Raw genomic sequence first — 14,755 nt, 5'->3', positions numbered from 1 at the left:
TTCTTGCGACGCGACCGGGGGTTGTGTCGCGTCGTGCGGAAAACGTGGAGCAGACGTTACAACCGATCGATGGATTTGAGAATGCCTATCTCCGGCGTCCGTGAAACTTCTTGCCGGTCCGCCGGTCCGCCGGTCCGCCGGTCCGCCGGTCCGCCGGTCCGCCGGCCGCCTCCCGCCTCCCGCCCGCCGGCCGCCTCCCGCCGCGGCGCAACGCCGCCGCAGGCCCCGCCGCTCGCCAAGATCCGAGCAACTTCGGGGATGTTGCGGCCTCCACCCCATCGCGAGGCAGCAACATCAGGGAAGCTGCGAGGATCATGAGTCGTCCTACGGGCCGCTCGTCGCATGTCGGCCGGTGGAGGCCGATCTGGTGAGGTGTGGGGGTGGGGGGAGCCCTGAGTGCGTGGGGTGAGTGGCTCGGGTAGAGTGGTGCCGCCTGCGGGTGTAGTTCAATGGCAGAACATCAGCTTCCCAAGCTGACAGTGCGGGTTCGATTCCCGTCACCCGCTCCACGTGCGAAGCCCGGGTCAGGACACGTTCCCGACCCGGGCTTCATTCGTTCCGGTCAGTCCTCGGGCTTGCCGTGCCCGCTGCGCGCCCGATCGCGACCCTTCTTGATCTGTTCGCTGAGCCCATCTGCGATGTGCCGGTCACGCTGCTGAGCTGTGTGCTGCCAGATCAGCGCCGCCCGGGTGGAGGCGTGGCCCATCCGGGCCATGAGATCGTCACGAGGCGGGCGGCAGCGCGAGCCAGTCCTGCCAGGTGATGTCGCGACCCAGATAACGGGGCTGCTGGAAGGGCCAGTCGGCGGCGATCCACCGCGGCACCAGCGCGTCGAGCGCGTGCTCGACCTCGCCGCCGACGAGGTCGTCCACCACCCACCAGGAGACCTCTGCGTCCGAGCCGGTGCGCTCAGGTGGGTCGATGTAGACGCAGCCGAAGAGAGCCGTCTCCTCCTCGTTCAGCAGCGCATAGTTGAACGACTGATGCGCGGCTATCTCCTCCTCGTGCCGCAGCAAGTCGATGCGGTCCTCTTCATAGGTCATCGTCTCCGGGGGCCAACCCCAGGCCGGGCCGAAGATCTCCCACAAGCGCTCTCGGGAGCCCATCACGGCGGGGTAGTCGATCGCGGTGTCCGTCTCCCGGATCGGTCGCAGGTGAAGCGCGGTGTCGGGCACGGGCACGTAGACGGGGTGGACGAAATCCTCAGGCAGCCAGCTCATGACGGCCGAGGCTACAACCCGTCGGCACGCCGATGATCCAGGCAGCGCCCGCCATGTTTCCTGGGGTCGCGCCGGCCCGGCCGAGAGCCCGCCGCTACGCCTGCCCGGTCAGGCGGTTGCCGGTCGGGGTACGGCGGCAAACGTGGACAGCGTGAACCATCGGGGCACGGCGCGGCGTAGCTCGGTGGGGCCATGCACCTCGACCAGATCGCGGCGGAACGCGTCGGCCGAGGTCAGGTCGCCGTTCCAGATCTTGACCATGCTGCGCAGGGCGGCGGTCACGGTGACGCTCACGTCATAGCCGGGGTCGGCGTCGCACACGTCGGCACCGGCCTCGCTGATCACCAGCCACCAACTGCGCGCCTTCGTCGGGGCATCGGGGAAGCGGAACTCGATGACCGTCCGCCCGTCCGGTACGGCACCGTGGTCGACGTTGCGGTGCATGTCTCACATCAGCAAACTTGGATCAAGGTCCTGGTCGCCGAGTTCACCGATCCAGCGAACGCCCCAGGCGCCCAGCGCCTCGACCACCGGTTGGAGTTCGCGGCAGGCCTGGGTCAGGACATACCGCACGCAGTGCCGTCGACGTGCCGGTCCACGATGCCGGCCCGGACGAGCTGTTGCAGCCGCCGGGACAGCAGCGTCGGCGACATCCGGGGCAGACCGCGTCGCAGGTCGTTGAAGTGCTGCGTCCCACAGACCAACTCGCGGACGACCAGCAACGTCCAGCGCTCGTCGAGCAGCTCCATGGCCTTGGCGACGGGGCAGAACTGGAAGTACGGGGAGCCCATGCGCGGCAGGCTAGATCCTGGCGGCCGGCGGAGCCAGTCCGCGACCAGGATCGGACTCTTGCCTGGTCGGGGCGGTACAGATCGTGTACTAGGACCCGGTTCCGATCGTTCCTACCGTCGGGACCAGGACGCGCACATCTTGGGGTGGGCCGGGGCGAGGAGACGAGCATGACGGTACAGAGCGGCACGGCGCAGACCGGGGTGGGGCAGGGCGGCGCTGGCGAGGCCGACCGTGCGCTGAAGGCCAGGCATCGCGACATCTGGGGGCTGGGTGACTACCCGGCAGTCGTTGCGGAGATCATTCCGGAGCTGGGCGCCGTGCTGGTCGAGGCGTCCGGTGTGAAAGCCGGGGACCGGGTACTGGACGTGGCCGCAGGCACCGGCAATGCCGCCATTCCCGCCGCGCTCGCCGGGGCGAGCGTGGTCGCCTCCGACCTCACGCCGAACCTGCTGGCGACCGGGCAGGCCCTGGCCGAGCAGCGCGGGGTGACGATCGACTGGCAGGAGGCGGACGCGGAGGCCCTGCCGTACGCCGACGGCGAGTTCGACGTCGTGCTGTCCTGCGTGGGCGTGATGTTCGCCCCGCATCACCGGGCCAGTGCCGGTGAGCTGCTCCGCGTCTGCCGCCCGGGTGGCAAGATCGGGCTGCTCAACTGGGCACCGGAAGGCTTCATCGGACAGATGTTCGCGGCGATGAAGCCGTACCTGCCTCCGTCGCCGCCCGGCGCGCAGCCCGCACCACTGTGGGGCAGCGAGGAGCACGTACGTGGGCTGCTCGGCGAGCAGGTCATCGATGTCGTGGCGCGCCGGCAGACGGTCACGGTCGACACGTTCGCCAACCCGGACGCCTTCCGCGACTTCTTCAAGGCGAACTACGGACCGACGGTCGCCGCGTACCGCGGGCTCGCTGGAGACCTCGACCGGGTGGCGGCACTGGACCGCGACCTCGCCCAACTCGCGGCGCGGCACGACCAGGGCGGGGACGCGAATCGGATCGTCATGCAGTGGGAGTACCTGCTCTGCACAGCCCGCAAGCACAACGGTACTCCGCGCTGACCACCGGCTCTGGACACCGCCCTGGTCGTGATGTCTTCCTGCGTACGCTCGCCGGACGGGGCGTACGCGTCGGTCGCGCGGTCAGTCGCGGCGCTCGCGGAGCACCTCGACGATGCTGGCGAAGCTGTCAGCCGGGTGGCCGTCGGCGATCCGCCGGTCCAACAGGGCCAGCAGGGGCGCGTGTACATCGGCATCGACACCGTGCCTGGTGCTGATCTGGCTGATGTTGTGTACGGCGGCGCGGTTCATGTCGACCGGTGACACACCCTTGGAGTAGTCGCCCGCCTCGATCTCCTGAGCGAGGTCCGGCATGAAAGCCAGCATGCCGTTGAGCCACTGGGTGGCCAGCGGCAGGAAGCGGGTCGGCGCCACCCCCGCGGTGTCGAGCAGCGCCACGCTGTGCAGAAAACCGGTCAGGGCCGCGTAGCCGCTGCCGAGCAGAGCGCTGTCCCACAGTTCGGCGACGGAGGGGTCCGAACCGAGGTAGTGGCTGGCGGCAAGATGATCCAGGGTCGGCCGATGTGCATCGAAGGCCTCGCTCGATCCGCTGTAGAGGAAGAACGCTTCGGGCGTACCGACCGTTTGTGGCACGGCCATCATGGCACCGTCGAGGTAGTGCGCGCCGTGTGTGCCGGCCCAATCGGCGAGAGCACTGGCCTGTTCCGGCGTACCGGTGGTGAGATTGACCAGCGTCCGGTCGGCCAGCACGTCGGCATTGGGCTCCAGCACCGCGCGCACGTTGTCGTAGTCGAGCAGGCAGACGATGACCAACGGGCTGGCCTGGATCGCCTCGGCGGCCGAGCCGGCCGGGACGGCGGCCCGGGCGGCGAGGGCCTCGGCCTTGTCGGCGGTGCGGTTCCAGACGACGGTACGGCTGCCGGCGTCCAGCAGGGCGCCGGCGAGCGCGCTGCCCATCCTGCCTAGGCCGAGGACGGTTACCGGGCGGCCGGTCATGTGTGACGGTGCGTAGATCATGACGGCTAAGCTAAAGCTTCACGCCGACGTCAGAGTCAATGCGCGGTGATAGGGGCCACATGCGGATCGGTGAACTCGCCCGGCGAACCGGAGTCAGTGAACGCGCTCTTCGTTACTACGAGGAGCAACACCTGTTGCTGCCGGTACGCCGGGCCAGCGGGTACCGAGAGTTTGAAGAGGCGGATGTCCGGCGGGTGAACAGCATCCGGATGCTGCTGGCCGCCGGCTTGAACACGGCCGTCATCGCCGAGGTGCTGCCCTGCATGACGGACAACGGCGAAGTGCTGGTGCCGGCGTGCGCCGGGTTGGCACCCGTACTGGCGGACGAGCGGGACCGGATCGACGCCGCCATCGAGGATCTGCTCGACGCACGCCGGATCCTCGACGCCATCGTGCAGATCGCCGCGCAAGCGGAGCCTACTCCGGTGGGCTGTGCCCTGCCGTGACGCGAGGCCACAAGCCGACCCGCCGGCGTACGCGAGTGCTCTGATCTGCTCGACGGTCAGCGAGTTCGGCTTAGCGGGGATGCCGGCGGCGTGGATGGCCACGGCGAGTTCGCCGTAGCTGAGGGAGTCCAGCCGGACAGGTGAGGGCCCAGGGTGGCCGGTAGTAGTGGTCGTGGCGCTCGTCGGAAAATGGCCCGAGGCGCACGGAGCAGGGTGAACGGTAGGCTGAGCGGGCATCGTGAGTTTCCTTTCGCGAGGACCGATGCGCCGGCCTCGACGGGTAGCCGCCCGTCGGGGCCTTTTGCTGGCCACGTTGTCCTGGGACAATGGCTTGGCAATAGTCTGGGGACAATCGGCGTGCCCGTCAAGGATTGTCCCCGGATAATCAAGAGGGGAAGTGTTTCTTGCCCGTGCACTCGCGCTACCTGGACATCGCGTCGAAGATCCGAGGCCGGATCGAAGCCGGAGAGTGGGCGCCTGGCGCCCGGCTGCCCCGACTGAACGACTTCGCGGCGGAGTACGGCGCCAACCGCGACACGATCGGCCGAGCCATCGCCGTGTTGGAGGCCGAAGGCTACGTGTGGGCGGTTCAGGGACGAGGTATCGCCGTGCGCTACGGCACGATGCGTCCTCGCCGCCCCCGTGGGGACCTGGTCAAACGCAACGAGCAGGCGACCGGCTACTCGTTCCCCTCGGCCAGTGGTCAAGAGGTGTGGGTGCGCCACGGGACGGCCAGCAGTGCACCGGCCCGGCTGGAGGACCCTCGCATCGCCAAGCTGCTCGGCGTCGAGGCCGGCACCGAGGTGCTGCGCCGGTTTCGCGTGACCGGGCCGGCGTCCGAAGCGCCCTTCCAGATCAACGTCTCGTGGATCCACCCGCGCGTGGCCGAGATCGTCGCTGGTGTTGACGCCAACCCCGCAGCCGGTGAGTGGCTCCGCCGCGTCGAGAAGGCCGGACACTGGCCCATCCGGTGGATGGAGATTCACCGAGCCCGGATGCCCAGCAAGGAGGAGGCCAATCTCCTGGAGATCCCGACCAATCTGCCCGTACTGGAGATCGTGCGGGTCGGCACGTCGGGTGCGGACAACCAGCCGGTCGAGGTCACCGAGTACGTCGTGGCGAGCGACCGGGTCGAAACCGTCCACGTCCTGCACCGCGACGAGAAGGCACAGGAGCCGTGGCCCGACGAGCCCGAAGGCCGATCATGACGGAACTCCTGAGGTTGCATGCCGCAAGCCGGACCCACGTTGGCCACGTCCGTCGCCGCAACGAGGACAGCCTTCTTCACGGGCAGTGGTTGTATGCGGTCGCCGACGGACTCGGCGGCCATGTCGCCGGTGACATCGCGAGCGCCACGGCGGTCCAGGCCATGAAGACGTACGACCGCCCAGCCGAGGTGGATGACCTGGCCGACACCCTGGGAAGAGCCATCAGTGACGCTGGCGAGGCGCTACGCCGGAAGACCCGCGAGGAACCGGGCTTGAGCGGGATGGGCACCACGGTTGTCGCCCTACTGTGGTCCGGCGCCACCGCTGTCGTGGGGAACGTGGGAGACTCTCGCGCCTACCTGATGCGCAACGTCGGATCTTTCGCGAACACGTTGGACCAGGTGAGCGAGGACCACACGTACCAACACCTGGTGGCCGACGCAAGGGCGGTTCCGTACCTTCCCGAAAAGCTGGCCCGCTTTCTCGACGGGCGCCGGGACGGCCGGTCTCCCGATCTGACGACCCTGCGTCTTCATCCCGGCGACCGGATTCTGCTCTGCTCGGATGGGCTGAGTTCGTACGTGCCGCCGGACTCGGTCCGAGCCACCCTGAACTCTGCCGAGGACCCGGAAAGCGCCGCCGACCAGCTCGTTTCCCAGGCCCTCGACGAAGGCGGTCGCGACAACGTCACCATCATTGTCATCGACGTTCGTCGCGCGAGTGGTGCTGGCGGTTGAGAATCCTCCCGGGGACGCCCGGGTTGCCGGCGTGGGTCAACGGGCGGCCTGCATGCCCGGCGGGGCGGGCGCCCGCGGGACCAACCGCCACGCAACCACGTTGGATAGCGCGATCGCGGCCAGCACCACCGCGGCGAGCATGGCGACCACGACCGGCGGCAGCCTGAGCGCCACCGGGGCCAGTGCGGCGAGCAGGAGCACCCCGATTGGACGCGACCAGGAGATGTGGCTGAAGACCGCGTAGTCGAGCATGCTCCGCCCGGCCAGAAAGAGCGCGGGTCCACCGAAGATGACCGCGACCCAGGTCCACCTCGTGTGCCCGAAGGGGTGCGTGATGATCAGCGTGTCACCCACGGCGCTGAGGCTGATGCCGATCACCATGATCAGGTGCGCGTACGACGCGAGTTCGCTGACGCGCGCAGGGGCCGAGGCCGAGGCGATGGCGGCGCGGAGCAGTACGCCCGCTCGGTAGTAGTAGAGGTGCCAGAGCAGCACTGTGATGACGAACGACACCAACAACGCCACCGTCCGGTCCCGCTCGAAGCCGTACGGGCTGAACTGGATGCCCGATGCCAAGACCGCCTCGCCGAGCGCGATGATGAGCAGCTGGCGGCAGCGTTCGGTCAGATGCTCCCCCGAGATCGGCTGACCTCGGAGTCCCGCGCGGCCGAGCCGTGGCGTCGGGAAATCGAGAATCCCCCCGCCGTAGTCGATGACGACCGCCACGGACCACAGGGCCAGCCGCAGGCCGTCCTCAACGAGTGCCCCGGCAATCCAGGGCACCGCCGACATGGCTGTCCAGAAGAGGATCCGGACGTGCACGAGTCGCGGGTAACCATTCGGGCCGCCGACCAGCAGGAGCCAGAGAGGGCGGAGCAGCTGGACGGTGACGTAGACCCAGGCGAAGACCACGCCGCGCTCGGTGAGAGCCGCCGCGGGCACCGCAGCCGACATCAGCAGGGTGCCGAGCATGGCCACGATGACTATGAGCTGGATGGCCGGGCGCTCCGGGTCGTACCTGTTGGTCGTCCACACCACCCGGTACCAGAACCACCACATGGCCAGCATCAGCACCAGCGTCGCCCAGGAATTCATCCAACTGAAATCCTCGACCAGCCGCTCGGAGAACCGGGTGAACGCGAAGACGAACACCACGTCGAAGAACAGCTCCACGAAGCCCACCGGCTGCTGATGCTGCTTGTTCGCCACGGCGCCGGCCGGTCCACCCGCCCTGGCCATACTCTGAACCACCCCCTACACCCCGTCCGACCACTATTCCCCGAAATAGTGGTCGGACGGGGTGTTTGGTCGGCCTGCCCACAGATCGTGGGAGCAGGTCAGCCTCGGGCTCGTGAGTCCTGCCATTCGGACCGCAGTTCAGCCAGCCAGGGGCCGGTGGCGTGCTGTGCGGTGACAGTGATCGTGACGTGGTCGCCGTCCTTCACGGACTGGAGTTCGGGTACGCAGAACGCCTGATCGTTCCGCTTGACATGGCAGCTGGCATTCGGGCCGTTGCCGGAGTAGTCGTAGACCTCCCCGGCGAGCACGGCCGTGCCGTTGACGGAGACCTGGTAGATGCCGGGCGTCTGCGGGATCACGGTGAAGTCGTATCCCCGCCGCCAGGGCATGCTGATGCTGACCGCCTTGTTGGCATCTGCGGGATCGCTGTGCACGATCCTGGTGCCGGGCTCGGTTCCCATGCCGTCCGGCGTCGGGGGCTTCAGTGCGGTCGGCCGGGGTGGCAGAGGGTACTCGTCGAACGGCACCTTCTCGGCCACGGCGAAGTGCAGGGTGCCCTGCGTCGGGATAGTCGCGAGCTGACGACCGGTGCCCTTCATGTCCTGAGCACCGGTGACTGTGTATGTGACCGTCACCGTGTCCCCGACGCTCGCCCATACCGTACGGGACTCTTGCGCCGTCGGGTCCTGATGCAACTCCGAGATGCAGTTCATGGAGCCAGTGGGATCGCCGTGGATCGCAATCTCGGCATCGAGCGAGATGTACTTGTCCGGAAGGCCGGGGCAGTAGCTGAAGAACTGGACGTCTGTCGAGTTGACCGTCCAGGTGAGCTCCACCTTCTTTGAGCTAACCGGTGCCTTGCCGACGGCAACCACCCGGTAGCCGTGGGCGTGCTCGGCGAAGGGACCGAGCTTGCGGCCCGCCACAGGTTTCGGAGTGGCTGATGCAGTGACGGTCGGCTGTCCGGCCGACGCGGCCGCCGATCCAGGGGCGAGGGGCGGAGGCTGAGTCGGCCCCGCGCCGAGAACCACGGTGGAGGCCGCCGCCAGTGCCAGCGCTGCCGCGGCGGCCGCTGTTCCCACCACGGCGCGCCTACGCTGCCGTCGCCGGATCTTGTGCTGGACCTCCGCTAACCGCCCGTGCCCCGGCATGCCGTGAGCCGAGCGCTCATCCATCAGATCCTTGAGGTCGATCACCGGTGCAACGCCTCCAACGTCAGCGACTCGTCCAGTCGCAGCTTCTCCAGGGCCTTCTTGGCCTGGCTTTTGACCGTGCCCACCGAGATGCTCATCGCGTCCGCGATCTGCGCCTCGGTCATGTCTTCGAAGTAGCGCAGCACCAGCACTGCTCGCTGGCGTCGGGGCAGCCTCCCCAGCGCCTGCCACACCTCGTCGCGCCTGTCCACCCGCGAGACCTGGTCGGCCGCACGCCGATCCGGCAACTGAGACATCGGCTGCTCGACGTGGCGCCATCTACGCCGCCACCACGAGGCGTAAACGTTCACCATGATCCTTCGCACGTACGGCTCGGGGTTCCCGTCGATCCGTCCCCACGCGCCCCATGCGCGCACCAGGGCCGTCTGCAGCAAATCCTCGGCCTGCGCCCAGTCATGGGTGAGCAGATACGCGGTGCGCTGAAGGTCGGGTGATCGTGCCGTCACAAATTCAGCGAATGTATCGCTTGATGCCACGGGCTCTCCTTCGAAGACGAGTCACCCGCTACTACCTCACCGACGCACCCGAAGGTTGCCTCCCGAGCAAACTTGCAACGGGCGCGGGCCTCCTGGTCCAGGCTTGAACACGAGCACCTCGGACCGGCCGAGCCATCGCTGATGGAGGGGAACGAATGGATACGTACAAGGTCGGCTATTTCGTCGGAAGCCTCTCGTCCAAGTCTGTCAACCGGGAACTTGCGAAAGCGTTGCTCCGTTTGGCACCCAAGGACCTCGAGTTCACCGAGATCCCGATCGGGAACCTGCCTTTGTACAGCCCGGACCACGACGCGAGTTATCCGCCGGAAGCTGTCGCCCTCAAAGACGCCATTCGTCAGGTTGACGCGGTGTTGTTCGTCACTCCGGAATACAATCGCTCGATCCCGGGCGCGTTGAAGAACGCCATCGACTGGGCCTCCCGACCGTGGGGTCAGAATTCTTTCGACCACATTCCGGCAGGAGTGATCGGCGCATCCATCGGGCAGATCGGCACTGCCGTGGCCCAACAGAGCCTGCGCGCCGTGCTCAGTTTCTGCAACGCTCGGCAGATGACCGCCCCCGAGGCGTACATGCAGTACACGCCGGAGATCTTCCCAGGCAACGGTGAGGTCGCCGACGAGTCCACAAAGGCTTTCCTGACCAACTACATGGCGGAGTTCCGGGATCACGTCGTTCGGGTCCTGACCGTCCTGCCTCGTCAGGCCGCCAGCCAGGTGACGTAGCGGGATGATGTACTTGGGAAGTGACCGACGTAGTCGAGGTGATCATCACCGGCCCGGACGCGGACTGGCTTGCCGCCTTCACCCGCCGCCTGGTCGACGACCGCCTGGCCGCCTGCGGGCACCACCTCGCCCCGATCCGCTCCATCTACCGATGGCAGGACAGTGTCCACGACGAGCCGGAGGCCCGGGTGGCACTGCACACGCGGGCAAGTCTGGTCGAGCGCATCACGGCACGCGCCAACGAGGAACACCCGTACGATGTTCCCTGCGTCATCGCCCTGCCCGTGGTGCGCGGCAACCCCGCCTACCTGCGATGGGTCCTGGGCGAGACTACGGCGTAGATTCCTCCGCGGCCCGCCGACCGAGCCGGGCAGCCAGGAAGATCGGCACGGAGGCCAGTTGTGCGCCGGCCGCGAACAACACGAGCGCGACCCGGGACTGTTCGTAGAGCAGACCCGCCGCCACCGCGCCGACCAGCCAGCCTACGCCGTATCCGGCGTAGTAGAGGCCGAACGCCAGATTGCGCCGCCCCTGCGGCAGGACACTTGCGACGAGGGCGGCGAGCAGGCTGTCCTGGGTCGCCTGCCCGATGCCCCAGAGCGCCATCCCGACCAGCGCGAGATGAACCGGCAGGAGAAACACGAACGGCGAGAACGTGGCCGTGGCGAGCACCCCCACGATGACCGTGGGAAAACCCACCCGGTCGTACAGCTTGCCGAGACCGAGACTGGCGAGCGCGCCCACGCCTGTGGCCAGCGCGAGATATAGCGGCACGGAATTGTGTGCCACACCGTTCCGGAACAGATGGAACGAGATCAACTCGAAGTTCATCAGGCCCGCCGCGAAACACGCACCGGCCGCCAGGTAGAGCCAGTACGACCGGCGGAATTCCCGCTGCTGTCCGGACGGGTCAGGCGCAGAAGGCTGCTGCTGTTCGAACGAAGCGGGCGCAGGGAACCGGATCCGTACGACCGTCAATGTGACCAACGCCAGCACAGCCGGGATGATGAGCAGCGCGTACGCCGCCTGGAAGATTTCCGTGAAGAGGAGCACTCCGGCGACGAGCAGCGGGCCGAGCGTCCGTCCCGTGTGATCCAGCGCCGTGTTCACCCCGTAGACCCACCCCTTGCCGTACCGCTTCGTGGTGTACGACAACATGGCCTGGACGAGTGGCTTGCGGACGCCACGCCCGACGCCCTGCAGGAGGATCAGGCCGGCGGCGAGCGGCCAGTGACCGGCGAGCGCGAGTGCCGGCACGGCGAGCAGGTTGACGCCGTAGCCGACGAAGACCAGTGCCCAGCGCCTGCGAATCCGGTCGGCGAAATAGCCGGACACCCCGCGGGTGAGGTAGTTCAGGAACTCGCTGAGCCCACCCACCATGCTGATCACGACGGCACCCGCGCCGACCGACGCGAGGAACACGCCGTTCATGCTCGCCCCACCGGAGTACGTGGTGTCTCCGAAGAGGTCGACGACCCCCATGAGGAGGACGAAGCGGAACGCCGTCGACCCTGGCGTAGTACCAGGGTTGTTCCGCACCGCCGCCCCTTTGTCTGCGTACTCCCGGCAACCGCATCGTCAACGAGCCAGGACGCCGGGCCGATGCGGGCGCCCACGGCGGGCCGCACTGGTGCCGCTGCTCACGCGGGCTGACCTGGCGCGCTCACCGCCGTACGCTGGCGATCATGCGGATTGGCATCGTGATCCTGCCGGACCAGCGATGGTCCGTGGCCCAGCGCCGCTGGCGGCAGGCCGACGAGTGGGGCTTCGACCACGCTTGGACGTACGACCATCTGGGCTGGCGCGACCTGGTGGATGGTCCGTGGTTCGATTCCGTGACCACCCTGACCGCCGCCGCGACCGTGACCGCCCGGATCCGGCTCGGCACGCTCGTCGCGTCGCCGAACTTCCGGCATCCGGTCGCCTTCGCCCGGCAGGTGACCGCGCTCGACGACGTCTCCGGCGGGCGGCTGCTGCTCGGGCTCGGGGCGGGCGGCATCGGCTTCGACTCTGCCGTGCTCGGTGGGGAGACGCTTCCCCCGCGGCAGCGGGTGGACCGGTTCGGCGAGTTCACCGAACTGCTCGACGCGATCCTGTGCAAGGACGGGACGACGTGGCGAGGCGACTGGTTCGCGGCTGTGGATGCCCGCAACAACCCGGGGTGCGTTCAGACTCCCCGGGTGCCGTTCGTGGTGGCCGCCAACGGCCCGCGATCGATGCGGCTGGTCGCGCGGTTCGGGCAGGGGTGGGTGACCACCGGTCCCGGTGCGGACGACCTGGACGGCTGGTGGGCCGGGGTCGCCGAACTGGTGGGTCGGCTCGACTCGACGCTGACCGCCGAGGGGCGTGATCCGGCCAGTCTGGACCGCTACCTCTCGTTGGACTCCGCACCCGTCTTCTCGCTCAGCAGCGCTCAGTTCTTCGCCGACCAGGTCGGGCGCGCGGCGGAGCTGGGCTTCACCGATGTGATCACGCACTGGCCTCGGGAGAGCAGCTGGTACGCCGGCGACGAGGCGGTGCTGGTGGATGTCGCCACCCGTCTGCTCCCCGGCCTACGCGGCTGAGCTGCTGCGGCCGGTGGCGTTGCCGATGTGGCCGGCAGGAGTACGGTCGATGGCCAACGAAAAGGAGACGTACATGGCGGACCGACGTGCGGTGCTCATCCCGGGAGGCGGTTACGACACCCGGTACCCACTCTTCCTCTATCTCGGTGAGGCGCTGCGCCGGGCCGGTTTCCGGCTGCACGGGATTTCCTGGCAGGTGCCGGAGGACTTCAGCTTGGACACCGGTGGCCCGTGGGTGTATGACCAGGTCGCCGCGACTCTGGGCGAGGGCACCCAACTGCTGGTCGGCAAGTCGCTCGGCAGCCTGGCGGCACCACTCGCGGCCGACCGTGGCCTGGCCGCCGTCTGGCTCACCCCGCTGTTGCACCGCAACGAGGTGGTCGAGGCGCTGCGCCGGGCCACCGCCCCGTTCGTGCTGGTCGGTGGGACCGCCGATCCGTCCTGGGACGGTGCGGTCGCCCGGCGGCTCACCCGGTACGTGCTGGAGATCCCGGAGGCCGACCACGCGCTGATGGTTCCCGGCCCGCTGGCCCGCTCCGCCGAGGCGCTCGGTCGGGTCTGTACGGCGGTCGAGGACTTCGTCCGCTGAGCCGGCGGCGCTCGGTGGTGGTTTGTTAAGAGGGGGCCCTTCCTCTACACGAGGCGTTAAAAGGGGGCCCTTCCTTTCAGCCAAGCTCGGTGGCGGTCAGTAGGGCGTGGATGTGTAGGTCGGCGGCGAGCGCGGGTGGGCAGTCGCCGACGATGGTGGAGGTGCCGACCGGCTCGGCGCCCCGGGCCGCGCAGATGTCGTAGAGGGCGCGCACCTGGGCGGCGGTCGCCACCCAGTCATCGACCACCAGCACCCGGTCGCCGGGGCCGAGGTGCCGGTCCCGCACGGCCAGGTCGACTCGCCGGCCACGGAAGTCGGGCGGGCTCTGCGCCCAGGTCAGGGGGCCGGTGGGCAGCCGTCCGTCGCCTGGCTTGTGTGCCGGGACGAAACCCACGCCGAGCGCCGTGGCGGCCAGTGGGCCGAGCAGGAAGCCGGTGACCGCGGGGGCGACGACGACGGTGGGCCGGGCCGAGCGGAACGGGGCGACCAGCGCCGGGCCCAGCGCGGCGAGCGTCACCGGATCCCGCCACCAGCCGGAGATGTCACTGACCAGGTGACTTGCGCCGGGATCGGGATCGACCCAGCGGAACAGTTCGACGAGGCGCTCTCTCAGCTCAGCGGCCATGGCACCTATCGTGCGCCAGGTCGCGCCAGGTGCCGGACCGGCCGGCCCACCTCGGATCGGATGATCGGCTTCACGTATCACCGCAATTACGGTCATATCGCCATGATCACGTTGACTTCCGAAGTGCTTCTCTCGTTATGGTCCGACCCGATTTGATCCGTTGATGAAAGGACGGGCCGGTGGCAGGTAGGCACTCCCGTACCCGCAGGCTGACGCCGACTGGTCTCGCGGCCAGTGCCGCGGTGGCCGTCGCCCTTGCCGTCGGGGGCACCGTCGGCGCCGTGCACCTGACCGCCGGCGCGGAGCCTGCCCGGCCGCCCGCAGTAGACCTTGGACCCAGCGTCGACCCGTACGACCCGGCGACCCCGAGCGGCAGCGCGTCGCCGAGTGCCAGCGCGTCGCCGAGCGCGACCGGCTCGCCGAGCGCCAGCGCGACGGCGGGTCCGGTGCCGTCGCGGACCGCGACGGCACCGTCGCGCAGCAAGCCGCGTACGCCCAGTCCGAAGCCGACGCCCAGCGCGAAGAAGACGACGGCTCGCCCGGTGGTCGAGACCGGCTCGTGCGGCGCCTCCTTCTACTGGCAGGGGCAGATGACCGCCAACGGCGAGACGTTCAACCCGGAGGAGTTGACGGCCGCCCACAAGACGCTGCCCTTCAACACCAGGGTGAAGGTGACCAACCCGGCCAACGGCAAGTCGGTCACGGTGCGGATCAACGACCGGGGCCCGTTCATCGAGGGACGCTGCCTGGACCTGTCCCGGGCCGCGTTCGCTCAGATCGCCTCGCTCGACCTCGGCCACATCACCGTTCGGTACGAAGTGCTCGGCTGAGCCGATGCCGAGCGGCGTTCGGGTTCTGGCCGCGGCCCTCGC

The 14,755-nt window shown here is 68.5% G+C and carries 19 protein-coding genes and 1 tRNA gene; 10 read left to right on the top strand and 10 right to left on the bottom strand.

Features of this window, described 5'->3' with window-relative positions:
• Positions 1–435: 435 nt before the first annotated feature.
• Positions 436–509 (top strand) — tRNA-Gly (locus IEY61_RS15355).
• A gap of 53 nt (positions 510–562) precedes the next feature.
• On the opposite strand, the gene IEY61_RS15350 is transcribed toward IEY61_RS15355, so the two are convergent.
• From IEY61_RS15350 to IEY61_RS31220, 4 genes are all read right to left on the bottom strand, one after another.
• A complete protein-coding gene (locus IEY61_RS15350) occupies positions 563–706 on the bottom strand; it encodes a hypothetical protein (RefSeq protein ID WP_189044725.1) in 144 nt (47 codons plus the stop codon).
• A gap of 16 nt (positions 707–722) precedes the next feature.
• On the bottom strand, positions 723–1,220 hold the full coding sequence (locus IEY61_RS15345; RefSeq protein WP_189044723.1) for a GNAT family N-acetyltransferase: 498 nt from the start codon (positions 1,218–1,220) through the stop codon (positions 723–725).
• Positions 1,221–1,328: 108 nt separating this feature from the next.
• The gene (locus tag IEY61_RS31225; RefSeq protein WP_229705924.1) at positions 1,329–1,664 is read right to left on the bottom strand and encodes an SCP2 sterol-binding domain-containing protein; all 336 of its coding nucleotides are present in this window, start codon (positions 1,662–1,664) and stop codon (positions 1,329–1,331) included.
• A gap of 113 nt (positions 1,665–1,777) precedes the next feature.
• On the bottom strand, positions 1,778–2,011 hold the full coding sequence (locus IEY61_RS31220; RefSeq protein ID WP_229705923.1) for a winged helix-turn-helix transcriptional regulator: 234 nt from the start codon (positions 2,009–2,011) through the stop codon (positions 1,778–1,780).
• A 168-nt stretch (positions 2,012–2,179) separates the two neighbouring features.
• Here IEY61_RS31220 and IEY61_RS15335 point away from each other — a divergent pair, with 168 nt between their 5' ends.
• Positions 2,180–3,067 (top strand): class I SAM-dependent methyltransferase, encoded by an 888-nt coding sequence (locus IEY61_RS15335; RefSeq protein WP_189044721.1) that lies wholly within the window; start codon positions 2,180–2,182, stop codon positions 3,065–3,067.
• An 81-nt stretch (positions 3,068–3,148) separates the two neighbouring features.
• Here IEY61_RS15335 and IEY61_RS15330 read toward each other — a convergent pair whose 3' ends face one another.
• Positions 3,149–4,042 (bottom strand): NAD(P)-dependent oxidoreductase, encoded by an 894-nt coding sequence (locus IEY61_RS15330; protein ID WP_229705922.1) that lies wholly within the window; start codon positions 4,040–4,042, stop codon positions 3,149–3,151.
• A 59-nt stretch (positions 4,043–4,101) separates the two neighbouring features.
• Here IEY61_RS15330 and IEY61_RS15325 point away from each other — a divergent pair, with 59 nt between their 5' ends.
• The 3 genes from IEY61_RS15325 to IEY61_RS15315 all read left to right on the top strand — a co-directional run bounded on the left by IEY61_RS15325 (position 4,102) and on the right by IEY61_RS15315 (position 6,433).
• Positions 4,102–4,488, top strand: coding sequence for a MerR family transcriptional regulator (locus IEY61_RS15325; RefSeq protein WP_189044719.1), 387 nt, complete (start codon positions 4,102–4,104; stop codon positions 4,486–4,488).
• A 410-nt stretch (positions 4,489–4,898) separates the two neighbouring features.
• Positions 4,899–5,696 carry a GntR family transcriptional regulator gene (locus IEY61_RS15320; protein ID WP_189044797.1) on the top strand — a complete coding sequence of 266 codons (798 nt, stop codon included), beginning with the start codon at positions 4,899–4,901 and terminating at the stop codon, positions 5,694–5,696.
• A complete protein-coding gene (locus tag IEY61_RS15315; RefSeq protein WP_189044717.1) occupies positions 5,693–6,433 on the top strand; it encodes a PP2C family protein-serine/threonine phosphatase in 741 nt (246 codons plus the stop codon). Before IEY61_RS15320 ends, IEY61_RS15315 begins: the two co-directional genes overlap by 4 nt.
• A gap of 36 nt (positions 6,434–6,469) precedes the next feature.
• Here IEY61_RS15315 and IEY61_RS15310 read toward each other — a convergent pair whose 3' ends face one another.
• The 3 genes from IEY61_RS15310 to IEY61_RS15300 form a co-directional block, all read right to left on the bottom strand.
• On the bottom strand, positions 6,470–7,684 hold the full coding sequence (locus tag IEY61_RS15310; protein WP_189044715.1) for a low temperature requirement protein A: 1,215 nt from the start codon (positions 7,682–7,684) through the stop codon (positions 6,470–6,472).
• A gap of 86 nt (positions 7,685–7,770) precedes the next feature.
• Positions 7,771–8,868: a hypothetical protein gene (locus IEY61_RS15305; RefSeq protein ID WP_189044713.1), complete on the bottom strand. Its 1,098-nt coding sequence runs from the start codon at positions 8,866–8,868 to the stop codon at positions 7,771–7,773.
• Positions 8,865–9,362: a SigE family RNA polymerase sigma factor gene (locus IEY61_RS15300; protein WP_189044711.1), complete on the bottom strand. Its 498-nt coding sequence runs from the start codon at positions 9,360–9,362 to the stop codon at positions 8,865–8,867. The genes IEY61_RS15305 and IEY61_RS15300 overlap by 4 nt, the downstream gene beginning before the upstream one ends.
• Positions 9,363–9,517: 155 nt before the next feature.
• On the opposite strand from IEY61_RS15300, the gene IEY61_RS15295 reads away from it, so the two are divergent.
• The gene (locus tag IEY61_RS15295) at positions 9,518–10,105 is read left to right on the top strand and encodes an NADPH-dependent FMN reductase (RefSeq protein ID WP_189044709.1); all 588 of its coding nucleotides are present in this window, start codon (positions 9,518–9,520) and stop codon (positions 10,103–10,105) included.
• A 20-nt stretch (positions 10,106–10,125) separates the two neighbouring features.
• Positions 10,126–10,446, top strand: a complete 321-nt coding sequence (gene cutA, locus IEY61_RS15290; RefSeq protein ID WP_189044706.1) for a divalent-cation tolerance protein CutA — start codon at positions 10,126–10,128, stop codon at positions 10,444–10,446.
• On the opposite strand, the gene IEY61_RS15285 is transcribed toward cutA, so the two are convergent.
• Positions 10,436–11,587: an MFS transporter gene (locus IEY61_RS15285; RefSeq protein WP_189044704.1), complete on the bottom strand. Its 1,152-nt coding sequence runs from the start codon at positions 11,585–11,587 to the stop codon at positions 10,436–10,438. The genes cutA and IEY61_RS15285 overlap by 11 nt on opposite strands.
• Before the next feature lie 203 nt (positions 11,588–11,790).
• Between IEY61_RS15285 and IEY61_RS15280 the strand changes: the two genes are divergently transcribed.
• Positions 11,791–12,669, top strand: coding sequence for an LLM class flavin-dependent oxidoreductase (locus tag IEY61_RS15280; protein ID WP_189044701.1), 879 nt, complete (start codon positions 11,791–11,793; stop codon positions 12,667–12,669).
• 73 nt (positions 12,670–12,742) lie between these two features.
• On the top strand, positions 12,743–13,258 hold the full coding sequence (locus tag IEY61_RS15275) for an alpha/beta fold hydrolase (protein ID WP_189044795.1): 516 nt from the start codon (positions 12,743–12,745) through the stop codon (positions 13,256–13,258).
• A gap of 76 nt (positions 13,259–13,334) precedes the next feature.
• Here the strand turns inward: IEY61_RS15275 and IEY61_RS15270 are convergent, their stop codons facing one another.
• Complete coding sequence (locus IEY61_RS15270) at positions 13,335–13,883, bottom strand: phosphoribosyltransferase (protein WP_189044699.1); 549 nt, start codon at positions 13,881–13,883, stop codon at positions 13,335–13,337.
• A 179-nt stretch (positions 13,884–14,062) separates the two neighbouring features.
• Here IEY61_RS15270 and IEY61_RS15265 point away from each other — a divergent pair, with 179 nt between their 5' ends.
• Positions 14,063–14,713 (top strand): septal ring lytic transglycosylase RlpA family protein, encoded by a 651-nt coding sequence (locus IEY61_RS15265; RefSeq protein ID WP_189044697.1) that lies wholly within the window; start codon positions 14,063–14,065, stop codon positions 14,711–14,713.
• Positions 14,714–14,755: the final 42 nt, after the last annotated feature.

The sequence above is a fragment of the Micromonospora sonchi genome (assembly GCF_014646235.1).
Classification (GTDB): Bacteria; Actinomycetota; Actinomycetes; order Mycobacteriales; family Micromonosporaceae; genus Micromonospora; species Micromonospora sonchi.
This window is presented reverse-complemented; position numbering and strand designations above follow the sequence as displayed.